Origin of the sequence: Vibrio sp. 2-Bac 85, from assembly GCF_037546705.1 — a bacterium.
In the GTDB taxonomy this organism is placed as follows: domain Bacteria; phylum Pseudomonadota; class Gammaproteobacteria; order Enterobacterales; family Psychromonadaceae; genus Psychromonas.
The window spans coordinates 83261-108633 of the sequence record NZ_JALAAB010000004.1; the positions used below are offsets into that span (position 1 = coordinate 83261).

At 36.2% G+C, this 25373-nt stretch carries 26 protein-coding genes; 17 read left to right on the forward strand and 9 right to left on the reverse strand.

The annotated features are described in order from the left end of the window. The first annotated feature begins 37 nt into the window (after positions 1-37). The 3 genes from kdsA to rlmM are packed head-to-tail and all read left to right on the forward strand — an operon-like array spanning position 38 to position 2429. Positions 38-883 (forward strand): 3-deoxy-8-phosphooctulonate synthase, encoded by an 846-nt coding sequence (kdsA, locus tag MT390_RS06135; protein ID WP_166369137.1) that lies wholly within the window; start codon positions 38-40, stop codon positions 881-883. Positions 884-891: 8 nt separating this feature from the next. Beyond that, entirely contained in the window at positions 892-1296 is a 405-nt protein-coding gene (locus tag MT390_RS06140) for a DUF423 domain-containing protein (protein ID WP_499440159.1), read from the forward strand. A gap of 47 nt (positions 1297-1343) precedes the next feature. Next, complete coding sequence (gene rlmM, locus MT390_RS06145; RefSeq protein WP_166369138.1) at positions 1344-2429, forward strand: 23S rRNA (cytidine(2498)-2'-O)-methyltransferase RlmM; 1086 nt, start codon at positions 1344-1346, stop codon at positions 2427-2429. Between the two features lie 194 nt (positions 2430-2623). Here rlmM and MT390_RS06150 read toward each other — a convergent pair whose 3' ends face one another. Continuing rightward, entirely contained in the window at positions 2624-3535 is a 912-nt protein-coding gene (locus MT390_RS06150; RefSeq protein WP_499440160.1) for a VanZ family protein, read from the reverse strand. A gap of 289 nt (positions 3536-3824) precedes the next feature. After that, positions 3825-5039 (reverse strand): pyridoxal phosphate-dependent aminotransferase, encoded by a 1215-nt coding sequence (locus tag MT390_RS06155; protein ID WP_299663202.1) that lies wholly within the window; start codon positions 5037-5039, stop codon positions 3825-3827. Positions 5040-5245: 206 nt separating this feature from the next. On the opposite strand from MT390_RS06155, the gene MT390_RS06160 reads away from it, so the two are divergent. From MT390_RS06160 to MT390_RS06180, 5 genes are all read left to right on the forward strand, one after another. Continuing rightward, the gene (locus MT390_RS06160; protein WP_499440161.1) at positions 5246-6184 is read left to right on the forward strand and encodes a LysR family transcriptional regulator; all 939 of its coding nucleotides are present in this window, start codon (positions 5246-5248) and stop codon (positions 6182-6184) included. A 251-nt stretch (positions 6185-6435) separates the two neighbouring features. Beyond that, positions 6436-7683, forward strand: a complete 1248-nt coding sequence (gene moeA, locus MT390_RS06165) for a molybdopterin molybdotransferase MoeA (protein WP_499440163.1) — start codon at positions 6436-6438, stop codon at positions 7681-7683. A gap of 423 nt (positions 7684-8106) precedes the next feature. Beyond that, on the forward strand, positions 8107-9156 hold the full coding sequence (gene aroG / locus MT390_RS06170) for a 3-deoxy-7-phosphoheptulonate synthase AroG (RefSeq protein ID WP_499440165.1): 1050 nt from the start codon (positions 8107-8109) through the stop codon (positions 9154-9156). Between the two features lie 156 nt (positions 9157-9312). Continuing rightward, on the forward strand, positions 9313-10713 hold the full coding sequence (locus MT390_RS06175) for a cobyric acid synthase (RefSeq protein WP_499440167.1): 1401 nt from the start codon (positions 9313-9315) through the stop codon (positions 10711-10713). A gap of 2 nt (positions 10714-10715) precedes the next feature. Further along, positions 10716-11705 carry a Solitary outer membrane autotransporter beta-barrel domain gene (locus MT390_RS06180; protein ID WP_499440169.1) on the forward strand — a complete coding sequence of 330 codons (990 nt, stop codon included), beginning with the start codon at positions 10716-10718 and terminating at the stop codon, positions 11703-11705. A gap of 135 nt (positions 11706-11840) precedes the next feature. Here MT390_RS06180 and pdxH read toward each other — a convergent pair whose 3' ends face one another. Further along, positions 11841-12494, reverse strand: coding sequence for a pyridoxamine 5'-phosphate oxidase (gene pdxH / locus MT390_RS06185; RefSeq protein WP_499440170.1), 654 nt, complete (start codon positions 12492-12494; stop codon positions 11841-11843). A 252-nt stretch (positions 12495-12746) separates the two neighbouring features. Here pdxH and MT390_RS06190 point away from each other — a divergent pair, with 252 nt between their 5' ends. From MT390_RS06190 to MT390_RS06205, 4 genes are all read left to right on the forward strand, one after another. Further along, complete coding sequence (locus MT390_RS06190; protein WP_499440171.1) at positions 12747-13313, forward strand: elongation factor P hydroxylase; 567 nt, start codon at positions 12747-12749, stop codon at positions 13311-13313. Between the two features lie 84 nt (positions 13314-13397). Continuing rightward, entirely contained in the window at positions 13398-13850 is a 453-nt protein-coding gene (locus tag MT390_RS06195; RefSeq protein ID WP_166369158.1) for a low molecular weight protein-tyrosine-phosphatase, read from the forward strand. A gap of 7 nt (positions 13851-13857) precedes the next feature. Next, complete coding sequence (locus MT390_RS06200; protein ID WP_499440172.1) at positions 13858-14262, forward strand: acyl-CoA thioesterase; 405 nt, start codon at positions 13858-13860, stop codon at positions 14260-14262. A gap of 159 nt (positions 14263-14421) precedes the next feature. Then, on the forward strand, positions 14422-14715 hold the full coding sequence (locus MT390_RS06205; RefSeq protein ID WP_166369162.1) for a PilZ domain-containing protein: 294 nt from the start codon (positions 14422-14424) through the stop codon (positions 14713-14715). A gap of 92 nt (positions 14716-14807) precedes the next feature. On the opposite strand, the gene MT390_RS06210 is transcribed toward MT390_RS06205, so the two are convergent. Both MT390_RS06210 and MT390_RS06215 read right to left on the reverse strand, forming a co-directional pair. Further along, positions 14808-15617: a 4'-phosphopantetheinyl transferase family protein gene (locus MT390_RS06210; RefSeq protein WP_499440173.1), complete on the reverse strand. Its 810-nt coding sequence runs from the start codon at positions 15615-15617 to the stop codon at positions 14808-14810. A gap of 223 nt (positions 15618-15840) precedes the next feature. After that, complete coding sequence (locus tag MT390_RS06215; RefSeq protein ID WP_166369166.1) at positions 15841-16143, reverse strand: DUF496 family protein; 303 nt, start codon at positions 16141-16143, stop codon at positions 15841-15843. A gap of 266 nt (positions 16144-16409) precedes the next feature. Here MT390_RS06215 and MT390_RS06220 point away from each other — a divergent pair, with 266 nt between their 5' ends. Beyond that, positions 16410-17789 (forward strand): PhoH family protein, encoded by a 1380-nt coding sequence (locus MT390_RS06220; RefSeq protein WP_166369168.1) that lies wholly within the window; start codon positions 16410-16412, stop codon positions 17787-17789. A gap of 346 nt (positions 17790-18135) precedes the next feature. Beyond that, complete coding sequence (locus MT390_RS06225; protein WP_499440174.1) at positions 18136-18696, forward strand: hypothetical protein; 561 nt, start codon at positions 18136-18138, stop codon at positions 18694-18696. An 84-nt stretch (positions 18697-18780) separates the two neighbouring features. On the opposite strand, the gene MT390_RS06230 is transcribed toward MT390_RS06225, so the two are convergent. Next, positions 18781-19695 (reverse strand): AEC family transporter, encoded by a 915-nt coding sequence (locus MT390_RS06230; protein ID WP_499440175.1) that lies wholly within the window; start codon positions 19693-19695, stop codon positions 18781-18783. Positions 19696-20128: 433 nt separating this feature from the next. Here MT390_RS06230 and MT390_RS06235 point away from each other — a divergent pair, with 433 nt between their 5' ends. Continuing rightward, a complete protein-coding gene (locus MT390_RS06235) occupies positions 20129-20515 on the forward strand; it encodes a nuclear transport factor 2 family protein (RefSeq protein ID WP_499440177.1) in 387 nt (128 codons plus the stop codon). Between the two features lie 151 nt (positions 20516-20666). Then, positions 20667-21191: a phosphoribosyltransferase gene (locus tag MT390_RS06240; protein WP_499440178.1), complete on the forward strand. Its 525-nt coding sequence runs from the start codon at positions 20667-20669 to the stop codon at positions 21189-21191. A 212-nt stretch (positions 21192-21403) separates the two neighbouring features. Here MT390_RS06240 and MT390_RS06245 read toward each other — a convergent pair whose 3' ends face one another. Continuing rightward, complete coding sequence (locus MT390_RS06245; protein ID WP_499440179.1) at positions 21404-22600, reverse strand: MFS transporter; 1197 nt, start codon at positions 22598-22600, stop codon at positions 21404-21406. A gap of 513 nt (positions 22601-23113) precedes the next feature. Here MT390_RS06245 and MT390_RS06250 point away from each other — a divergent pair. Further along, positions 23114-23854 (forward strand): putative quinol monooxygenase, encoded by a 741-nt coding sequence (locus tag MT390_RS06250; protein WP_166369178.1) that lies wholly within the window; start codon positions 23114-23116, stop codon positions 23852-23854. Positions 23855-24094: 240 nt separating this feature from the next. Here MT390_RS06250 and MT390_RS06255 read toward each other — a convergent pair whose 3' ends face one another. After that, positions 24095-24703 (reverse strand): RNA methyltransferase, encoded by a 609-nt coding sequence (locus MT390_RS06255; RefSeq protein WP_166369180.1) that lies wholly within the window; start codon positions 24701-24703, stop codon positions 24095-24097. A gap of 301 nt (positions 24704-25004) precedes the next feature. After that, positions 25005-25364, reverse strand: coding sequence for a DUF2750 domain-containing protein (locus MT390_RS06260; protein ID WP_166369182.1), 360 nt, complete (start codon positions 25362-25364; stop codon positions 25005-25007). Between the last annotated feature and the right edge of the window lie 9 nt (positions 25365-25373).

A 25373-nucleotide genomic window follows, 5' to 3' on the forward strand; every position in this document is an offset into this window, starting at 1 on the left:
ATTGGCATAGTAAGTTACAACTAACAAGAGAGAAAAAATGACTCAGAAAATTATTAAAGTAGGCAATATAGACGTTGCAAATGACCTTCCTTTTGTATTATTTGGTGGAATGAATGTTTTAGAGTCTCGTGATTTAGCGATGAAAATGGTTGAAACCTATGTGGAAGCAACTAGTAAATTGAATATCCCTTATGTTTTTAAAGCCTCTTTTGATAAAGCAAATCGCTCATCGATCAACAGTTATCGTGGTCCTGGTTTAGAAGAAGGTTTACGTATTTTTGAAGAGATTAAATCTACGTTTAATGTGCCAATTATTACTGATGTGCACGAACCTTATCAAGCTAAGTCGGTAGCTGAGGTCGTTGATGTTATTCAATTACCTGCTTTTTTAAGTCGCCAAACTGACCTTGTACAAGCAATGGCAGAAACAAATGCGGTGATTAATGTAAAAAAAGCACAGTTCTTAGCGCCACATGAAATGCAGCATATTATTACTAAATTTAAAGAAGCTGGTAATGACAAAATCATTCTTTGTGAACGTGGTAGTTGCTTTGGTTATAATAACCTAGTGGTCGATATGTTAGGTTTTAGCACCATGAAAGAAACCGGTTATCCGGTTATCTTTGATGTTACCCATTCTCTCCAAAAACCAGGTGCTCGCAGTGATAGTGCCGATGGCCGTAGAAGCCAAGTGGTACAATTAGGTTTAGCGGGTATGTCACAGGGGATTGCTGGTCTATTCCTTGAGTCTCACCCTGATCCAAGTAATGCTAAGTGTGATGGCCCTTGTGCACTACCACTAGATAAACTAGTGCCATTTCTAACACAAATGAAACAAATGGATGATTTAGCAAAAAGTTTAGCACCAATAGTCACTGAATAAGAACACTTGTGTTATTAACTCAACAATCTCGTACTTTTATCGCCGTTGCAGCCTTCTTGGGTGCAACGGCGGTTATGTTTGGAGCATATGCTAGCCATGGTTTAGCGCTATGGGCAACACCTGCTCAAGTGTCACAAGTACAACTTGCTGCGCAATATCAGTTATTCCATGCCATCATATTATTATTGATTGCGGTGTTAGGTAGTGTGTTTGCATTGCCGGTAGGTTCTAAACGTTTACTCACAATAAGTCAGTATTGCTTTACGCTAGGCACTTTGTGCTTCAGTGGAAGCTTGTATTACTTGGTATTTTTAGGTTCAAAGCTGCTGGTGTTAATCACACCTGTCGGTGGTTTATTACTGATTTTTGGCTGGCTAGCCATTATTATTTCTATGATTTTTAAACAAAAATAAAGGTTTATTTATGAACAATAAACCAAGGGTTCTATGTTAGAGGTTCTATGTTAGGTATTTTATTATATTGTCGTCCAGGTTTTGAAAACGATTGTGCCAACGAAATTCAAGCTAAAGCCAGTGAACTTGAAGTCTTTGGCTATATTAAAACGCTGAAAAACAGTGGCTTTGTTTTATATCACTGCTATGACCCATCACAAGTTGAAGTATTAGCCGAGCAATTAAACTTTGCGCAATTAATTTTTGCACGTCAGATGATTGTGGCAGTTGCATTAGTAGATGAGTTGCCTGCTGAAGACCGTATTACGCCTATTTTAGCGATCACTCGCCAATTACCTATGGCCGGCGATGTTTATGTTGAATGCCCTGAAGGTGATGAAACAAAACCTCTGCTTACTTTTTGTCGTAAATTTACTGTGCCTTTTAGACAAGCATTAAAAAAACATAATAATCTGACCAATAAAGAAAACCTTAAAAAACGACGTACGCACGTTTGCTTTATGGATTATGAAACTGCCTATGTGGGTTACTCTTTACCCAATAATCGCAGCGAAGAACATATGGGGATCACTCGTTTAAGATTCCCCAATGAAGCTCCAAGTCGATCTACATTGAAGTTGGATGAAGCGTTTCAAACTTTCTTGACTAAAGAAGAACAAGCTTTACGTGCTCATTCTGGTTTACGTGCAGTCGACTTAGGTGCATGTCCCGGTGGTTGGACTTATCAATTAGTAAGACGTGGTATGTTCGTTAGCTGTGTTGATAATGGGGCTATGGCCGATAGCTTAATGGAAACTGGCCAGGTGACCCACTACATGGAAGATGGTTTTAAATTTGAACCAGAACGTAAAAACATTCACTGGTTAGTGTGCGACATGATTGAGAAGCCTAAACGTGTAGCAAAATTAATGGCGCAATGGTTGATTGATGGTTGGTGTAAAGAGGCGATTTTTAATCTCAAGCTACCCATGAAACAACGTTACCAAGAAGCTACTGACGATTTAAAAATCTTAACTGATATGATTGATCAAGCTGGTTTTAACTATGAATTACAAGCTAAGCATTTATACCATGATCGAGAAGAGATAACTGTGCATGTGCGCCTAACGGATAAAATTTACGGTCCATTATAATCATTTTCTTGCTTTAAATGAGTGACTAATTTGTGCATCAGCAATCTTAGTCACTTATACTCATTGAGCTAAAATGCTCATTGCGTTAACAAACATGTTGCCTATTATATAGCCGACTACATAGTGTACATTACATCTAGTACTTTACGTCGCCACTACATATCCTATTATAAATTCCATTATAGTGATTAAATTTATTGCAAATACATTGAATCTAAATATAAATGGATTGGGCTTTTCAACTTATACATATAAAAATCCACACCAGCTATCTTACTTAAATCCATTTCTCTCAATTCAACACCAGCTTGAATAGTAGTAAGCAAAATACTTTGTTCACTATAACCTGGGGCAATTGTTAAATGTTGATCGTAACGGTCACGGTAATTTGGGTGCCCTTTTTCATAGTGTTGATCAATGATAATTAAGGTTACAGGTAACGCGTTTGGGTTAGGATTATAAAAGCGCATAGTTATCTTGTTGTAATCCTGCCAATCACCGGGAAAATAACGTAGCGCCACTCCGCTATACTGCCGCGGCACAAAAGTGATTTGCATCATACTGCTTGAGCCTGTTTGTATCATTGGCTTTTTAATCATTAATGGTTGATCTGCTTTCCAGCGAGTCAGTTCGATCTCTTGGTCAAATGAGGCTAAAGCAGGAAAATCGATTTGTGCTTTTGCTTCATCATAAATCAATAAAGCAGAACGGTGCAGAACTAAACCTATTAACAGCAAGTAGGCGACTTTAAATAGCCAATGGATAGGGTGTTTACTAAATAAAATTAAGCTTAATAATACTCCCATGTAATTGAGAAATAGGTCTTGTACCTCCATTTCACGTGAAAAATACGGTTGTATTATTTCAATGCTCAATCCAAAAGCAAAACATAAGAGTGTCAGTGTGAAGCATTGTTTAAGCAGGGGAAGTGATCTGATTGACGGGTGGTATTGTAGTAGTAAAAAACTCCAAAAACAAAAAACACTAAGATGTCCAATGGGCCATAATGCTTCAATTAATCGTTGAGAAAATAAGCTACCCACATCAATAAATAGTAATAAAAAAGCACAGATTGCCAAAGCAGTGAAAATTATTTTTTTAAACATCTTTTAACTCAAAGGGAATGAAGTGATAAAAGTTAGTGAACAGAAGGTTTTTGTTAAATTATTGAGTACTTACGTATTGTCTCTGTCTACTTTATATCGCAATGAAATACTGTTAATACGTAATGTTGCCAAATGATAATGTTACCAAATGATAATGTTACCAAATACTGCTACTACATATTAACTATTTGAATATGGAGCAGCATCTTTTCAAACAACATTGATTATCTAATGTTGTGCAAAAAGACACTTTTATTTTAGGAAAAATTAACCTGTAACAGCTTTAATCTTATTGGCTATAACCTTCTAAGAAATTGCCTATTTTTTTGATCGCGATAGCCATTTCATCAACGCGAGGCAGACAAACGATACGGAAATGATCGGGTTTATGCCAATTAAAGCCAGTACCTTGCACAATGAGTATTTTTTCTTCAACTAATAAATCCATAGCAAAGCGTTGGTCATCTTTAATATTAAAACGCTTTTGATCTAACTTAGGAAAAAGATATAACGCACCATTGGGTTTAGTGCAGCTAATACCCGGAATATCATTTAATAATTTCCAAGCCGTTTGTGTTTGATCGTATAAGCGCCCACCCGGCACTGTTAACTCATTAATACTTTGGTAGCCGCCCAGTGAAGTCTGTATCGCGTGTTGCATCGGTACGTTGGCACATAAACGCATACTGGCTAAAATCTCTATGCCCGAAATATAATCACGCGCTTGTTTTTTAGCACCGCTGATCATCATCCAACCGACTCGAAACCCACACACGCGATAGGCTTTAGACAAACCATCAAAGGTCACAATCAAAATATCATCGGCTAAGGTTGCAAGCGGAATATGAACTGCATCGTCATAAACGATTTTTGAATAAATCTCATCGGAAAAAACAATTAAGTTGTGTTGGCGTGCTAATTCAACTATTTGCTCTAATAGCTCTTTACTATAAACAGCACCGGTTGGATTGTTAGGATTAATTAGCACAATACCTTTAGTGCGAGAGGTGATTTTTGATTTAATATCGTCAATATCTGGAAACCAGTCAGACTCTTCATCACAAATATAATGAACAGCTTTACCGCCTGATAGATTAGCCGCAGCAGTCCATAATGGATAATCTGGTGCAGGCACTAATATTTCATCACCATTATTAAGCAAACTCTGCATCGCCATTACGATTAACTCACTGACACCATTACCAATATAGATATCGTTGGTATCTAAAGATAATAAACCTTTTGCTTGGTAGTGTTGCATTACCGCTTTACGTGCAGAAAAGAGACCTTTACTATCACAATAACCTTGGCTATTTGGTAAGTTTTTGATCACGTCCATTAATACTTCTTCTGGGGCTTCAAAACCAAATTGGGCGGGATTACCTATGTTCAATTTAAGAATGCGTTGGCCTTCATCTTCTAATTTCATCGCTTGCTTTAATACTGGTCCACGAATGTCATAACAGACGTTATCTAGTTTGTTTGAACGAACAATTGAATACATTTAAACCCCTTAAACCCTAATTTCCATAATGCTTTTGATAGTGAGTTAAAGTACCTTATCTCATTGCGTTAGTGAAGATGAAATGAAAAATATGTAGGGCTAAATACAACTAATAGTGAATTTAATTCAATTAATAACAAAAAAGCTTTAATATAATTAATTCTTAAAATAGAATTTCTGCCTGTTTGCTTTTAGTAGGACAAAATATGATTGAATTTAAACACTTAAAAACATTATCAGTATTAAGTAAAGCAGGGAGCTTAGTAGAAGCAGCAAAACAATTGCATTTAACTCAGTCAGCGCTATCACATCAACTAAAAGAATTAGAGCAACGCCTTGATTGTTCATTATTTATTCGTAAGTCTCGGCCGATCCGTTTTACTATTTCTGGACTCCGTATATTGGAACTTGCAGACCAAGTATTGCCTCAAATTCGTCAAGCAGAACGGGATCTGTCGCGTTTTGCTTCCGGTGATGCAGGACGTTTGCACATGGCAATAGAATGTCATTCCTGCTTTCAATGGTTGATGCCTGCCATTGATAAATTCAGGGACAGTTGGCCAGAGGTAGAATTAGACTTTTCCAGTGGTTTTAGCTTTTTACCATTACCAGCATTAAAACGAGGTAATTTAGACTTGGTGGTAACCTCAGATCCACAACAAATTCCCGGGATCACTTATATTCCATTATTTAGTTATCAATGTATGTTGGCGTTAAGTCGCCACCATCGCTTAGCAAACAAGACCTACATCGATGCTGAAGACCTGAGCGAAGAAACATTGATTACTTATCCTGTTGAAAAAGAACGATTAGATATTTTTAATGGTTTTTTAATGCTTGAAGGCGTGTCTCCAGCCAATATTCGCCATGCAGATATGACGTTGATGATGTTACAACTAGTAGCAAGTGGCAGAGGTGTTGCCGGTTTACCTGACTGGGCACTATTTGAGTATTTACAAAAAGATTATGTAGTTGCCCGCCGTTTAGGAAAAGAGGGCGTCTGGAAAACCTTATATGCAGCAGTACGAGAAGAACAACAATCCTTGGCATTTATTGAGGATTTTATCTCAACGGCTATCGATAGTTGTTTTGAAAACTTAAAAGGCATAAAAATGCCTTGCTCAAGTTTCCAGAGGAATAATTAAGGTTTTAGTGTTAAGAGCCTAGATTTAAGCCAGTAAAGCTTATGTTTAAGCTAAAGGTCAAGGGTATTATCGGGGGAGATTTGTTAGCCTGTTTATCCTGTAATTAACTGAATGAAAAATAGACACTTAACGTTTTATATTCAGTTTAATTGATCTAAAAGGCATTTATTTCAGTTGTTCAATTGCACGCTATAGTAGAAAAAGACACAATAATAATACTGCTATTTAACTAATTAAAAGAGTAACCAAATATGAGTTGTTGTGATGTAAAAGGCTTAATGCCGCTCTCTGATGCACTACAAAAGATGCAATCGTCCCTCTCTAACGTTTGTGAACAAATCGTTTTACCTTTGCCTAAGGCGCTAGGTTTTACGCTAAGTGAAAATATAATTTCAGAAAAAAATGTCCCTTCATTTAATAATTCAGCAATGGATGGATATGCACTTCATGCTAGCGATTTAAAAAACTGTGATGCGGGTAATCCTGTGCATTTAACGCAAATAGGTAAATCCTTTGCGGGCGCACCTTTTGACGGAAATATTCCTAAAGGCAGTTGTATTAGAATAATGACCGGCGCCGTTGTGCCTGACGATTTAGATTGTGTGGTAATGCAAGAGCGTACTGTGGCAGAAGGTACGAAAATTACCTTTAACCACGCTCCTAAACAATACAACAATGTGCGTTTTGCTGGTGAAGATTTAAGTATTGGGCAAGCGGTATTGCAACAGGGGCATAAATTAACACCCCGTGACATTCCATTACTTGCTTCATTAGGTATTCCAAACGTCGCAGTATACCGTCAATTAAAAATAGCGGTTTTATCCTCGGGTGACGAATTAACAAGTTTAGGTGAACCTTTACAACAAGGGCAGATATACGACACTAATCGTTATAGCATCATGGCTTTATTATCACGTTTAAATGTTGAAATAATTGATTTTGGTATTATCAAAGATGATTATGAAACTATTAAGCAGGCAATGGTTAGTGCAGATCAACAAGCTGATGTTGTGATCACTAGCGGTGGTGTGTCTGTTGGTGAAGCTGATTTCATTAAAGAAGTACTCAATGAAATTGGTGAAATTGGCTTTTGGAAACTGGCTATTAAGCCTGGAAAACCATTTGCCTTTGGTAAGTTGAAAAACAGTGTCTTTTTTGGGTTGCCAGGAAATCCTGTTTCCGCTATCGTGACTCTATACCAATTAGCAGTGCCAGCAATGGCAAAAATGAGTGGTGAAGTTGTTAAACCCGCTATTCGCTTCAATGCAATCTGTACCGATGCATTGTCTAAAGCACCAGGAAGAACTGATTTTCAACGCGGGAACTATTCTGTCAACGAACAAGGCCAATTAGTTGTCAATACAACCGGTAATCAAGGCTCTGGTGTGTTTAGCTCAATGAGTCAGTCAAATTGCTTTATTGTGCTTGAGCAAGACCGTGGCAATATCAGCGTAGGTGAAACAGTGGTGATTGAACCGTATAGTCCCCTAATGGATTAATACGTTTAAAATGCCATAAATATAACGAAAAAAGACCAATTCCATTAATCATGTGGAGCAAGTAACACAGGGAAAAGTAAGCGAGTTTTAAGGTTATATTTTATAGCTTTTGATGGGGGACTGCTGTTAACCCATTACAAGAGGAACAATCATAAAAAATTAATTTTTTACTGATTATGCCATTTATAAAAATGTTAGTAGCTTGCTTGTTTATTTATTCCTATGAAAGTTGATGATTTTAATCAACATCGTTGCTTGTTTATTGATGGTATTAGTCAAAAAGCACCATGTAAAAGGTGCAATGCAAAAAAGTAAAATGCATAAAAGATACTTATATCCGTAAGGTAAAAATGTAACGGGTATAATTAATAAAAATATATTAAATACTAACTATAAGCACAACGATGTGCCTCAGGAAAAATTATGATCAAAACAGATGACGTGAATATAACTGCAATTAAAGAACTATTACCCCCTATTGCACTTTTAGAGAAATTTCCAGCTACATCTGCAATCAGCCATACGGTTTCTGATTCACGTAAAGCAATTAGCAAAATTTTAAGTAACCAAGATGACCGTTTATTAGTGATCATCGGACCATGTTCAATTCACGATACAGAAGCAGCACTTGATTACGCAGCAAAATTAATGCCTTTACGTGAAAAATATAAAGATTCTTTAGAAGTAGTCATGCGTGTTTATTTTGAAAAACCACGTACGACTGTTGGATGGAAAGGTTTGATCAATGATCCTGAAATAAATGGTACTTTTAATATTAATAAAGGCTTACGTAAAAGTCGTAAACTTTTATTAGATATTAATGCAATGGGCCTACCTGCTGCGACTGAATTTTTAGATATGATCACGCCGCAATATGTCGCTGATTTAATGACATGGGGTGCAATCGGAGCACGTACTACAGAGTCACAGGTTCACCGTGAATTAGCTTCTGGTTTATCTTGCCCAGTTGGTTTTAAAAATGGTACTGACGGTACTATTAAAGTGGCCGTTGATGCGATTGGTGCAGCTAATGCTTCTCACCACTTCTTATCTGTTAATAAATTTGGTCATAGTGCGATTGTTGAAACAGCAGGTAACCCTGACTGTCACATTATTTTACGTGGTGGTAAAGCGCCTAACTATAGCGCAGAAGACGTTGCAGCTATCAAAAAAGATCTTAAAAAATCAGGATTAACTGAAACATTAATGATTGACTTCAGTCATGCAAACTCAGAGAAAAAATTCGAAAATCAAATGAAAGTTTGTACTGATGTTTGTGGCCAAATTGCAGCGGGTGACCGGGCAATTTCAGGTGTTATGGTTGAAAGCCATTTAGTAGAAGGCCGTCAAGATCTATGTGAAGGTGTTGCACCTACTTACGGTCAAAGTATTACTGATGCATGTATTGGTTGGGATGCTACTGAAACATTATTAGCACAATTATCTGAGGCTGTTATCGCTCGTCGTGGTTAATGACGTATTAACGGTTATTAAAAGCACTGTTTAGACAGTGCTTTTTTTTGTCTTTTAAACTTAAGCCCAAGCAATTATGTACTTGGTTTTAGATAATCGACCGAGTCGTTTGTGACCTTTACCCTTAATTGACGAGACTATTTGCAAGTGAGTGAAATGACTGTACCACATAAACCGATCATGATTTTAGGGTGTACCAGTGATGCTGGAAAATCGCTGATTGTCACGGCTATTTGCCGATTATTAGCTAATAGAGGTGTCAGTGTTGCGCCTTTTAAAGCACAAAATATGAGCAACAATGCTGCTATTACTGAAGATGGATTAGAAATAGGGCGAGCGCAATACCTACAAGCATTGGCTGCAAAAGCGAAACCTTCAGTATTAATGAATCCTATTCTATTAAAACCAAGTGCCGATACATTTAGCCAGGTCATTGTGAATGGCAAGGTCGATACTGAAATCTCCAATATGCCGTGGATGGCAAGAAAAAAACTATTATGGCCAAAAGTAATACAGTCACTTGAGTTGTTACAAGCACAATACCAACAAGTTGTTATTGAAGGTGCTGGAAGCCCCGCAGAAATAAACTTACGCGAAGGCGATATCGTGAATATGAGTGTTGCATTAGCTTGCCAAGCGGATGTCTATCTTGTCTCTGATATTGACCGAGGCGGATCTTTTGCTCATTTATTAGGTACCTGGGCATGTTTAGCTGAAGAAGAACAAAAACTGATCAAAGGATTTGTACTGAATAAGTTTCGAGGAGACCCCGAGTTGTTAGGTAACGCAATGGACTGGTTAGAAGAAAAAACCGGTATTCCTACCGTTGCAAACTTGCCTTATCACCGCCATCAATTACCAGAAGAAGATAGTTTTAGGTTAGGCACAACTTGGCAACAGGGCGCAATTAATGTTGCACTGATATATTATCCCTACGCATCCAATATGGATGAATTCGATGCTTTAATTTATCAAGATGATATTAACTTAGTCCCAGTGCAGTTAAATCAAGATTTATCTGTTTTTGATGCTGTGATTTTACCCGGTAGTAAAAACAGCGGTAAAAGCCTGCATTTTTTACAACAAACAGGGTTAGACAAGACTATTAAGACATTTGCTGAAAGTGGAAAACTAGTACTTGGAATTTGTGGTGGTTTACAAATATTAGGGCATGAAATCAAAGACCCTTTACAATTAGAGGATGGTGATAAAAGTGCACTTGGCTTAATTGGACTAACAACCACTCTCGCGCCAAATAAAGCAACGCAGCAGAGAAATATAGATTGGTTGGGGCAAAGTATAGAAGCATATGAAATTCATCATGGTGAAAGCCACCTATTAAATGATGCAGTCACTCCCTTTATCAGTGATAATATTGGCTGGCAACAGGGTAATATTTATAGCTCTTATTTACATGGATTATTTGATAATGCCGCCTTTTATAATTGGTTTATGCAGCAGCTGGGTGCAGCACAAAATGGCATTAGTTGGAAAACACATGTTGATAAAGAATTGGATAAGTTAGCATTAATGTTTGAACAGCATGGGTGGTTGTAGTCTTGTATTATCATCGTTATTTAAAAATTATTTCACAATTAATTTTAACATCGGCCTTAACTTCGACCTTAACGACGCCTGTTTATGGTGAGTCCTTAGGTGTTGCAGTGCGTTCAATAGAGCAAGCGTTGGCAATTGCAACGTTGATGTCCGACAGCGAGGCTCTGACTTTTGGATTTGCAAATGTAGATTTAGAAGTTGAAGATCCAGGCTTTGGCAATGAAAAAAGCACTAACCTTAAAAATAGCTTGGATGTGTTTGTGATCCCTTATACTTGGGACTTAGAGCCTAAAAGTAAAGCTTGGGACCATGCTATAACAGTACGTGCTTTTTACATCGCTTCTAAACGAGATAGCCAGTTATTTAGTGATGTCAGTGATAAATTAAAGCAAAATACCTATGGTATTTACGGTAATTATTCTCAGTTTTACCATATTACTAATCAATGGTATGTCACTTCCGCCTTAGGTGCACACCTCAGTTATTATAAAAACTCTTATTCTTACGGTGATGGCTTTCCAGAAGAAACAAAAGCAGAATTGGATAATATCGCGTTTAATGTTACTACCTTGGCTTTAATTGCTGAGCCGGAAGTAGGCATTGGGTATGAAAGAGATGAGCAATGGGGAAAATGGCGAGCACATAATCAAATCAATTATATTTATGGTCATGGTTTGTCTGGTTCAATTGATAAACCAAGTAGCATCAATCCTGAAGGATGGCGAATTACCAACGGTGTTGAGTTTACGGTTAACGTCCCAGAATTATGGGGTGTTAATGACTTTATCACCGTCGACTTTAAGCGAATTGATTTGATGGGTGACTTAGAGTCAATGGCAGATAACGGTTACTATTATGAAACAACTATCGGTTGGGTTATAGATACCCAAGATAAAATTCCATTTTTGGATAATATAGGTATTGGACTTTCAGTCAATTATGGCAGTTCAATCAGTGGTGCGACCTTAGTGTTGTATTGGAATGAAGAATAGCAATATCGGTTCGTATTGTTGCTTTGCTTACAATAATGATTGCAAGCAAAGCAACATGACTAGCAAACCTATCTAAGAATGAATTGTCCTAGGTTAAGGTTTGAGGCTTAAGGAATACAAGTTAACGGGTAAAGTTTAAGGGTTAAGTCGAGTAATAACCCATTTACCCTCTTCGTTTTTATATACAAAACGATCATGTAAACGGTCTGCTTTACCTTGCCAAAACTCTATTGATTCTGGAATTACTCGGTAACCTCCCCAAAACTCAGGTAACGGCACGGGTTCCCCCTTAAACTTTTCTTCGTAATATTTAACGGTATCAACTAATGTTTGGCGTTCATTAAGTTCCTGGCTTTGTTTTGAAGCCCATGCCCCTATTTGACTACCACGACCGCGAGAATGAAAGTAGTCTTCAGACTCTTGATGACTAACACGTTCAATTCGACCTTCTATTCGCACTTGACGTTGTAAAATATTCCAATGAAATAACAGCGCAGCAAAGGGATTTTGTTCTAATTCGCCAGCTTTTCTACTGCCGTAGTTAGTAAAAAACACAAAACCCAGTTGATCTACCTCTTTTAATAGCACCATTCGAGATGAAGGGCGGCCTTCGCTAGTACAAGTTGAAACAGACATTGACTCAGGCAATACAATACCCGTTGTTTCTGCTTCTTTTAACCACGCTTTAAAAAAAGCAATAGGGTCGTCAGTAGTGGTTAATGCTTTGTTCTCGATTAAAACACCTTGCCCCAAGGTGAATGCACAACGAAGTTTAGTGAGTAATGACATAGCGTATCTTAATTAGTTAGATTGAAAGAGATCTGAAGTGTATAATTTGTATTTAACCTTGTCGAACTTAATGTCTTTATCTTGATAGCTAAGTTTGGACATTTTATCCTTTTACCCTTTTACCCTTTTATTAATGAATCTCATCAATGATAGGAAAATACAGGCGTTTATGAACACACTTGCGCTTTATTTTTATAGAACATTATTGAGTATTATTGAGGTCACATACAATTGAACGAGAATTTTTAGTGTATGCCTAAGTTATTGAATGAAGCCTTTTCAAGCGAAGATATCATTAATATCTTTAATCAAACTTTTTACAATTCTCACCAGACTAAATTAGTACTAGGTGGAAATGAGCCACTGTACCAACCCGCTAATGAACAGTGTGGTTACCATCAAATTATTTTTGCCCATGGTTATTTTTCAAGTGCTCTTCATGAGATAGCACATTGGTTAGTTGCTGGCGACAAACGTCGGTTACACCTTGATTATGGTTACTGGTATGAACCCGATGGCCGTGATCAACAACGCCAAGCTGAATTTGAAAAAGTTGAAATCATGCCTCAAGCGATCGAATGGGCATTATCAGTGAGTTGTGGGCTTGAGTTCGATGTCAGTAGTGATAACCTAAGTGGTATTGTTATCAACCGTTTAGCTTTTAAACAAAAAGTATATCAACAAGTTTTAAGTTTATTAAGCAATGGGTTTTCAGCACGTACTAAGACCTTATTATCAGCATGTCAGCAACACTATAAAACACCGGATTTAAGTGTTGAAGATTTTGAATACCAAGGTATGTATCAATTAGTGAGTTAATAAAGCTTATTCAAAAACCATGTACATAGTTAATTAAATAAGATTTATTGAAATTACATATTAGGTGGTTTTTAGAGGTGCATAATGAAGAAAATATTAATAGTCTGTTTAGGTAATATCTGTCGCTCTCCAACAGCTGAAGCAGTGCTTCGGGCGAAAGCTAAATTGCGTGGTATTGATATTGAAGTCGATTCGGCGGGCACCATTGATTATCATCAAGGTAAAGGCCCAGATAGTAGGGCCAAAGCGGCAGGGGAGAAGCGTGGATACAGCTTTCGAGGGATCACTTCTCGTCCTGTTAAAGCTGAAGACTTTGTTCACTTTGATTATATTTTAGCTGCAGATGAACAAAACAAATGCGATTTATTAGCGCGTTGTCCATTACAATTTAAAACTAAAGTGGATCTATTCTTGAGCATGGCCGAAGTTGATGAAATTGAAATACCCGACCCCTATTATGGTGGCGAGCAAGGGTTCGAATTAGTGTTAGATTTGTTAGAAACCGCCAGTGACCAATTATTAGACAAAATAAGTTAATCATTTTATGAGCAATAAAACCTACCATCATGCAGTACAAATTTATTATGAAGACACCGACCACTCTGGCGTGGTGTATCACCCAAACTTTTTAAAGTATTTTGAGCGTGCTCGTGAACACGTGATTGATAGTCAAGTGCTTAATAGGCTATGGAATGAACAAGGGATCGGCTTTGCTGTTTACAAAGCTAATATGATTTTTCAAGATGGGGTAGAGTTTGCTGAAATCTGTGATATTCGCACTCACTTTGAGATTGAAGGTAAATATAAAACGGTATGGCGTCAGGAAGTTTGGCGACCTAATGCAATTAGACCAGCTGTGATTGGTGATATTGAAATGGTCTGCTTGGATAAAAGTAAACAACTTCAACCATTACCCTTAGCGATTATTAATTTATTAAACAAAGTGTGATCAAGGTTTTTAATGCTGATTCAATGCGTAAACTTTTTCGTTGATCTCACTTTATAGGTAAAAAATTATATCAATGTTATCTTTCTCCCAAACACCATGGATTAAACTTGCGAAATTATAGTTTATAGGTAATTTTGTGATTTTATAAAGGAGACAAATATGTATTTTGCACAAAATGATCAACGATCATTTCATAGAATGGAACTTAACTTACCTATTAAGATCACCAAAGATGAGATTGAACATGAAGGGCTTTGTATCGATTTAAGTAGTACCGGAATGCGTATTTCTTTTTCTGCTGAGTTGCTAAAAACCGATGATATGGTGCATATTCAATTGAACACTGGTGACGAACGTTTCCCTCCACTTGATGCAGAAGCTAAATTAATTCGTGTGACTGAACTTGGACCTAGTAATTATACGGCCGCAGTGGAATTTATATCATTAACGTAATAACGATACATTAGCGTATTGCATTCTTATTACGTTTATTAATGAGTTTAATCATAGCTGCTGATTCATAGCTACTTGCCCATAGGTAATAGTTAAATGCCAAGTAATGAAGTCGCATCGCGATAAATAATAGTTTGATTAAGTTTACTCGCACGACAGATTGACATGGTTTGTTGTTTAAAAAAAGTGTGATAAAACTGCCATGGCGCATCTTTGCTCAATGGATAATGTGAATTGAAATGTATTGCAATGTTATCCTTTAAATTCAATTGTTTAGTTTTTTTAGCCACTGATTTTGATGGATCACTTTGGTTACCTGTGGTGGTGCTGGTAAAGCTAAAATAAAATGTATCTAAACCCAAACTAATCCCTACACCCGTTGCTTTAACGAAAGCTTCTTTCAATGTCCAACATCTAAAAAATTGTTGCTGTTGTTCCACTCCTGTTAATTCACTTAACTGTTTAAGTTCTTGTGTTGCAAAATAACGTTTGGTTATCGTTGCTATATTAACTTTACGCATCGGATCTTCAATATCACAACCAACTTCATCCCCAGCACATACAGCCATAATAATGAGTTGATTATTATGGCTTAGATTAAAATGTATATCATTGTTGTTATTAACTAGGGCAGGTTTACCCTGTGAATTACGGACAAATTGTAATGCGGCGGGCGAACAGTTTGTATAGTGGGATAAGACTAAGCGGCATAATGAGCGTGTAATTAAGGCAGTATGTTGAGCTTCTTTATGCTTATATTTTAATAATTTTTCAGATTCTTCTGTTGTTAACAGACTAGTTAAAAATGTGATTGATTGTTGACACAACTTGGTAGGGTCAATAGACCATAAATCAATATGATCAGTTTTTAAGGCATGTAAATTTGAAATAAATGTATCCACTGAGTAGACCTTGTTAGGTAAGGGCAACATTATAAAGTTTATTAAATCTTAGATTAGCATAAATAACTTCAGCCACCATTTTGAAATAAATAGTTAACATATTCATATTTAATGATTAGGGAGCAACAACACATTGAGCACTGAAAGCACTCAATTTGCTTCGCTAGAAATGAAAAAAGATAGCTAAGCTATCTTTTTTCTAGTCACACCAACAAACTATTATTTATTTAGTTGGTTCAGGACGCTTGAATGAATTAATTTTTTTATTCACTTCACGGCGTTCTTTAGATAATTCAGCACCTGTGATGATGTGGTCATCAACACGATCTTCGTAATCAGACTGCATATTCTTGATGATATTCACAATATCTTCGTGCGTCATGCTAGGAGTGATGTATTCAGCTAAGTTTGTTAATAGATCAACACGTTTACGGTTATCACGGATTTTCTTTTCGTTATCAATGATTTCGCGTTTTAATTTATTTTTACGGCGTGTATTTTTTACTAATTCTAGAACGTTACTCATTTATGACACCTTTTGATTTATATACTTAATGACAGTTACATAATAACAAATAGAGCTATTCGTTAAAATCAATTAAGAAATTAATGATTTATATTAATAACTTAATTATACCCAGCATAAACATTTACGAAACAGATTTTTTGATTTAAATGTCGAAAATTGCAAATTATTAGAAGTAACAATAATTTATTGTCGTTAATGACTCCGTCATAAAAGTGTCATCCTGAGCTGTTTATATAAAAGTTCACTTACCTAAGGAGCAAACTATGACAGACGTTGCGCGTAAATACTACCTACTCGATACGAACGTTTTATTACATGAACCTTTAGCTATTTATTCCTTTGAAGAACACAATGTTGTTATTCCGATGACGGTTTTAGAAGAGTTAGACCGTATTAAAGATCGACAAAAAGATGTCAGTCGTGATGCTCGTGTTGCGATTCGTTGCTTAGAAAAATTGTTTCAAGATGCAAGCTCAGAGCAAATTACGCAAGGTGTACCAATTGACCACAAAGGAATGTTATTAGGCGGAGTCATTTCTATTTTTGCTGACCACCATGCTTCATTTATGCAGGAAGCTTTCAGTGAAGATGAGCCGGATAATCGCATTATTAATGCCGCATTATATCTGCAACAAAGTAAAGCGCCTGCCAAAGTCGTGTTAGTGACCAAAGACATCAACATGCGACTCAAAGCAAAAGGGGCGGGACTTAAATGTGTCGAAGATTATAGAACCGATCAATTAATTGAAGATGTCCATTTGTTGAGCAAAGGCTATCAGCAAGTGGAAGGTACTTTTTGGGACAATATAAAAAAATGTGAAACATTCAATCGTGGTGAGGATACCTACCATCAATTAACCTCTGATAAAATAAATGATCCCTATCCGAACCAATATATTGTCGATGAGAAGTATCAATTTGTTGGTAAAGTGACGGATCATCTTAAACATAATATTGAGTTATTAGATATTGGTTATGACCGTTTAATGGGACAGCAAGCATGGGGAGTTAATCCAAAAAATATTTATCAAGGCATGGCGCTTAATGCTCTGCTAGATCCAACCGTGGATTTAGTCATTTTAACTGGACCAGCGGGGTGTGGTAAGACACTTTTGGCTGTCGCTGCAGCGTTAGAACTCGTTATCGAAAAGAAGCAATATGACAAAATAATTGTTACACGTAATACACCCGATGTGGCTGAAAATATCGGTTTTTTACCTGGGACCGAAGAAGAAAAAATGATGCCATGGTTAGCCTCTGTTACCGATACCTTGGAAGTATTACATAAAAATGATAATTGCAGTACAAGCTCAGTTAACTACATAATGGATAAGGCAAATATACAATTTAAGTCGGTCAATTTTATGCGTGGTCGAAGCATTCAAAATAGTTTTGTTTTACTCGATGAATGCCAAAACCTAACCGCCTCGCAACTTAAAACTATTATCACTCGCTGTGGAGAGGGCACTAAAATTGTATGCTCAGGTAATTTAGCACAAATCGACAGCAATTATTTAACCCCAGTCACTTCAGGTTTAACCTATATCGTTGAGCGTTTTAAACAATTCGAAGGCAGTGCAAATATCTACCTTAATGGCGTGATCCGTAGCCGTTTAGCTGAGTTTGCAGAGGAACATTTGTAATAATAAACACGCTTTTCATGCCGTTAGTTATGTAAAATATGTAATTCCGTATTTTGGTACGGAATTATGGTGTCAGTTATTTTTGGACATATATAGATTAATCTAGTTATTATAAAAATTTATTGTTGTCCGACAGTTTCTTCTTTCATAATTGTTCCGCACTAAACCATATGTATAGTCTAATCAACTAGTTGTTGTAAAGTGAATAACTGATAGAATCTCAATTAAATGTAACTTTTTGTACTTGCAACTTAAGTAAGTTGAAAATAAATTATTATACAGCTTCTAAGGTGAAATTAATGAAATTAATGAAACTAATAAATATACTTAAATGGATTTGGAGGGCATGGCCATTTCATTGTATTTTAGTTTATGTTGTATGCATTATGGAGCAGTTGCATATTTAGAAATTGATCTTCACGAAGTAAATAACGTTATTGCTTTAATAACTCAATTAGTTGGAGGGCTTTTGATTCTATATTCAATTGATTCAACAATTGGAATTCTAAGTGGAGCATCCTTAGCACAGGACTTTGTTTCTTATTTAAAAGAGTTCCCCTTAAGAAAAAGAAGTCAGGTGTCTAATATTTCTGGGATTTTAATGAATGGATTTGCGAGTACTTTATCAGCAACCGATGGTGGAATGCCAAAATCAGTAGAAGATCAAATCTTATATCTTCAAAATAAAATAAATTCATTAGAAACTAAAGTAGCTAAAAACCATGAGGAATTAAAGTTAAATATTAATAAAAAAGAAGAACAATTAAATAAAAGGTTAGATGATACTAACAAAACTTTAAACAATATTGAAAGAAAATTTATAGATGTTTCTATAGGGGGAGTGAAAATTCAAATCCTAGGTGTAGTGTTAATGATATATGGTTCAGTAACCAGCTATGTCGGCTAATCAACGATTTTTATATCGTAACTCCGACAGTTTCCAATACCCAAACCAATAAACTTTTTATACCGTTTACTTCTCCTCGATTATTTAAAGTAACAACATGCCTAACAATGGCATAAGAATAAACGCGAGTAAGGTTTGCATTGTAATAATGGAAGCCATTGATTCGATATCTCCTCCTAATTGGCGAGCTAATATATAAGAAGAGGGAGCGGTGGGCGTTATAAACGCAATAAGTAAAACGGCTGCGGCAACGCCATTTAGACCGGTATAGGTTATCAGTGCGACTGCTATTAATGGCTTTAACCCGAACTGTATCAGTGATGAGCACACAATCGCTTTGAAGTGACCATGAATAGATTCTAGTTTTAAAGCTGCTCCAACGGCTAATAGCCCAAAAGGTAAAGCAGCTCGTCCTACTATCTCTAGGATATCTCCAGCAATACTCGGAACACCGATACCACTTAAACTTAAAAACCAACCAATAGTGCAACCGATAATCAGTGGATTAAACATAATTGATTTTATAAATTGTAACGTGCCTGTGATCGATGTTTTTCCCCAAATAACAAAAATCGATATACACCAAAGGTTAATCAATACGATCATAAATCCTGCTGCAACTGAGCTCATTGCCACACCCGTTGCCCCATACAAGCTTTGCGCAACAGCAAAGGCGATGTAGGTATTGAAGCGAATACCACCTTGGAACACTGATGTAAAGTTTGCGTTGTCTTCTGTTAGTTTAGGACGCAACAGTATTAATAAAATTGCAGAAACCGTTAAGGTACCAAATATAACTAATAGCATTGAAGCCCAAGGCATACCTGTAATAGATTGCTGGCCAAGTGTTCTAATTAGGAGCGCTGGAAACAGGATAAAATAGGTGAGTTTTTCTATACCTGGCCAAGTATCTTCAGGTAAGAATTTAGTGCGTTTTAAAATAAATCCAAGAATAATAAGCGCTATTATGGGAATTAGTGTGTAAATAAAAGTTATCATTGTTTACTCATTATTTATTGATTTATAAATTATCACTTGATTACAAGAAATAAAAAAAGTTGCTTGAATAATCGTTCTACTGTCGGGATGTGGCAATTTCACGATGTCTCGCATGCTTTATTAACCTTATTACCACGTTATTTATTTTTTTACGTTTTATTCAGTTTATATTTTTGAGTTTACATTTTTTATTTGAATAAATGTTAATTTTTAAGTTATTTTAGTAACAAATTGTGCCTCTTTTTTTAACAAAAATATTTAGGCTTACTATCAATGCATGAACATTAGAGCTGTTCGTAAAATAATTACAATATTGTTCTGCAATTAATTGTTATTAAGGCGTATTCCACCATTTATAATGGAACTTTTAAACCTTTCCTATCTTTTACGCTGATGTATGATTATTCATTAAAATTTTTTAGAGGAATGTAATATGGCAGATCAGTTACAGCAAAATAAAAGTAATGCTCAAGCGTTTTATGACATGATGTTTAATCAATGTAAACCACGTGAAGCGATTGAATTGTATGCTGGTGATGAATATATCCAGCATAACCCGCATGTTGGAAATGGTAAGGAAGCATTCATTGAATACTTTGAACGCATGGCTAAAGAATATCCGGAAAAGCATACCTATTTTAAACGTGTGATCGCCGAAAATGACTTAGTAGTACTTCATTGTCACCAACTGTGGCCTAGCTCTCAAGATTATGCTGGAATCGATATTTTTAGATTTGACCATAATGGCAAAATAGTAGAACACTGGGATGTATTACAAGTAGTGACGTCTGATTCAAAAAACACTAACGGCTTGTTCTAAGTTCCTGCCATCATTGCTTCTTGAATATCAAAACTATTAATAATTTCTTGAATTTTTGTGTTTGAAAGAGTTTGCTGTGTTAGCGGATCCGCTGTTTGTAAGGCAATATATAATTATAAACAGCTGTTTAAGCCATAGTGAAGGAAAAGCAATGAACACATTACATATTGGTGAATGCGTACTTGATACTGAGCAGATTAAACGGGGCGTGAGTAACGTTGCGTTGCAATTGAATCAAAAATTTAATAATCAAAACGTGGTTATTATTACCGTGATACCTGGGGGTATAATATTTACAGCTGATTTAGTTCGTGAATTAAAGTTTGATATTAGTATGGATTATATTTCCTGTTTACATACACCGGGTGATAGAAATAATAGCTCAGAGATTATATTTCATCATAATATTAATACAAAAAATCAACATGTTGTATTGATTGATGATGCCATTGAGTCCGGCGGCACCATGAAACGAATTTGCCAATTTCTAACAGATAATTTTGAACTTAGCTCTTTATCGATTGCTACACTTTTCGTTAAACCGGGGCGAGTTTTGATTCCAGTTGAACAATACTACGCTGTCGAAATGGATAATGATGATTTGCTGGTGGGGTATGGTTTACCTTGGCAGAATAAGTTTCGTAACATTCCCTATATTTCAAAGTTAATTAAATAATTTGATCGCTAAAAAATTCAAGACGAGTTTAATATAAGCTTAATTCCAAAGGCTTTCTTGTTAATAACTTTCTTACTTATAAAAGGTGGAGATATGTTTTTTAAGATTAAAACTCGATCAAAGATAAGCAATGTTTACATAAATACAGAGTTGGCAGGTAAACCAACTCTGTTATACGAAGTCTTAATACCAAATAGTGCGAAGTATTAATCCTAAATTGCAACTGCTAGTTTGTTTTTAGTATTTAATTGCATGTAACTTAATGCCCACATTATAAAGCCACCAAAAAATAAGACAGCAGCAACATAACCAGTTTGGTTGGGTTGTGCACCCTGTGCAATGGCCATTCCACCTACCCAAGGTCCGATAGCATTCGCCACATTAAATGCACATTGAACTAGTGCGCCAATCATGGCATGCCCATCGGGTGATACGTCCATTAATAATGTTTGAATCAAAGTAGCTAAACCAATACTGCAACCAATTAAGAAAATAATGGCGTATAACTGCCAAATATTATGACTAGCGTTGACGTAGGCGATAGCAAATATAATCGCGCAAATTAAGCTTAAGCCAGTGGCTTTGATAGCAGAAACGTCTGCCGCTTTACCTAAGAAATAATTGCCTAAAGTACAACCGATACCGAACATAACCATTGCAATCGAAATAGTGTAAGCAGGTGATTGAGTAACATCTAGTATCGTATCAGCAATGTAGGTATAAATACAAAATACGCCACCAAAACCAATGATCACAATACCTAGAATCGACCATACTAATTTATCTTTTAATACACTGAATTCATTGATCAAGTTAGACGGTTTATTGTTGTCGATGTTAGGTACTACTTTATAGACAAATAATAACGCAATCAGTGATAAAACGGATGCACCACCTAGGCAGTAACGCCAGCTTAGGTTTTGTCCAACTAACGTGACTAATGGTACGCCAACAATGGTTGCAATGGTTAATCCCATAAATATTTTAGACATAAAAGAGGCGCGTTTTCCCTTTGGGGCAATATCTGCAGCCAACAGAATTGCGGCCCCAAAATATGCACCGTGCGGCAAGCCACTTAGAAAACGAAAAAATATTAATTGATTTAACGAATTTGACAGGGCACTTAATCCGTTGGCAATAAACATTAATGTTAAGAATATAAGTAATGCTTTACGTTTACGCATGTTAGCAGTGGTTAACATTAAGATAGGAGCGCCTACTACAACGCCCATTGCATAAGCACTAATAGCGTAACCAGATTGTGTCGGGGTAACATTAAAGGTTTCACTGATTAAAGGCAGCATTGGCATCATAGAGAATTCGGTTAGCCCTAAAATAAAGGTCCCTAACGCCAATACGAACATAATTGCAGTTCTATTTAGTGGTTGTGTTGTGTTAGAAAAAGTCATGAATATCCTTGCAGGGATGCTTACTTATGACACTCATCTATTAACAGGAGCACTGATCGTGAACTCAATTGATAGAATGTTAAAAGTAATGATGTAATAAAGCGCGTATGTTAAATCTTAATGTGATCTTAGTCACTCATAAACTGTGTTTTATTACATAATTTTTTATCTAGAAGGGCTGGCTTTGTTTGTTACTTATTTTTCTATATTTCGATATGTCAGTATTTCTTGATTCTTGATTCTTGATTCTAGGTTCTAGGTTCTAGGTTTTATTTTTATAGCGAAGGTTAAGCTGTTCATAATGTTTTGTTTTATCTGTTTTAGGAATGACACCATATAATGCACTTTAATTATCAATATATTTTATAAACTGATTCAATTTTATCGTTATTATAAAACATTACTTAAAGGATTAAACTTTATTTCAAGTTGTGAAACGCTTAAAAGCAGTGTTTAGAGTAACTCCATTGCACTTAATCGTTGAACTCAATATCTAATAAGTAAGGAAAAAATATGTTTAAGAATTTTGGTTGGATAGTAGAAGCAAAGTTAAATGCAGGGCAGTTAGAACAATTCAAAGCGGTAATGAACTCTCAAGTCAATAGAGCTCTCACAGAAAAAGGTACCTTAAATTATCAGTATTATATGTCTGATGATGGTGACATTATGGTATATGAAAGGTTTGCTGATGCTGATTCTTCACACGAACATATTGAAAACTGGGATGCTCATGCAGAGCGATGGTTGGCTGCTGCTCCTGCTACACGTATGGTGCATTTAGGTGATTTGCCCGATGACGTTAGAGAACGTCATGCAGTTCTTTCGCCTCTATGGTTAAAACCCTTCGGCGGTTTTGCTCGTGAACAAGCTGAAAGCAGTCTTATTGAAAAAGATGGCAATACTAGTTTTGAGAACTTTGGTTGGATTGTAGAAGCAAAATTAAACGAAGGGCAATTAGAGGCTTTTAAAGCAGTAATGAACTCGCAAGTTGACAGGGCTAAAGCAGAAGAGGGTACATTGAATTACCAGTATTACATGTCCGATGATGGTGACATTTTAGTTTATGAGCGTTTCAAAGATCTGGAAGCCGCTTATATTCACATTGAAAACTGGAATGACCACGCTGAACGTTGGATTGCAGCTGCGACACCAACCAGAATGGTACATTTAGGTGATTTGCCACAGGCACTTCGAGATAAACATGCGGCACTTTCTCCATTACTATTAAAACCACTCGGCGGCTTTGCTAAGTAGACGATTTAAGCTCGTGTAATCTAATGTTTGAAATGCATTTGGCAGATTCAACATTGAAAGATACGAGGCTATTCAAATGGTAATGTCTGACAATGCTTATTACTTTGTGGAAATAGGCTTTGTCAGGTTGATTGTCATTGTAACGGGCTGATTATTAGTAGCCATTCCCAGTCAGTGCAAGAGACGATAATATAGCAATGCTAACTGATAAAAAATTAAACAGAAAAAGAATCAAATGGCTTAATTGCTGGCGTTTAACTTTTCTAGCTCAAGTCTTTTTGCTTCTTTTATTGCATTCTTTTGATACTTTAATTCTTTTACTTTAATCTTATTGTTTCTATCACGACTTTTTTTAATTAAATCGTTATCTAATTGATGTTGTTGGGATTTAGCTAATTTATCGTATAACACTACGTTGACTGAGGCAGCTAAATTCATACAACCTATGGTTGGAATGTACACCACGGCATCGGCTTTATTAATCACCTGTTGCTTAATGGTGCCATCTTCAGGACCAAATAAATACATCGCATTTTCTGGGTGCTCAAAATTTGGTAACGGGATTGCACCTTCAATCAAATCAACGCAAACTAATTTCATGCCTGGCTCTAAGGCAGTTAATAAGTCTTCATAATGTACTAGAGGCACTATTTCATGAACTTTTTGTGTATCTGCCGCTAAACGCACTGCACGATTAAATCTATCACCGGAATAAACGACTTTTTGGGCGTCATAACAGCCTGCTGCACGCATTGCGCCACCAACATTAGATGAGCTTTTCGGATTAGTGAGGGCAATAATAGTGCGCGTTGTCGAATCTGTTACTGATGTTGTTTTATTTTCTGACATAACTTTATAACCATAACTTTTATGTAGTCACATTTGAACGTGTTAAATGGGGATATAAGCGGAAACAATAGTTTGTTTGGCTATCAAAGCATTGGCTTAATAGTGCGACTTATTGTATCGGTTTATTTAAAATTTCAGTGCTTTGTTTAAGCGTGCTTGCTTATTATATGGCACTGCATCTATTTTTTACTAGCTGTCTATTGTTCTAACTATAAGATTTTATATTTAAAGTCTTATAGTAAATACTTTTTATTAGATATTTTATGCTAGCCGCTACAGCTAGCATATCCAAAATAGTAAACTATAGCGCTTCGATTTGACCTAGTGATTCTGTAAATTCAGACAAACCTAACTCGATATCATCTTCATCACCTACCCAGTTAAGACCAACAATCACATCGTCTTCAACCAAGTCTTCAAGCCAAAATTCGAACCACTCAGCAAGTGGGATAGATGCTGGTACATAATCATCCCATTCTTCAATACAATGTATTTTTGCAAGAGCTTCAGAAGACCATAATGGCATTACTTCAGTTTCTTCGTAATTCATTGAGTCCATCACAACCCAATCACCACTCGCTTTGTCTTGCAGAGCCCATAAAAGTTGACTTTCTTTAACGTCATCTTGGAATTTTTCTAATGCGGCTGTGTTTTCAGTCATGGTGCTTCT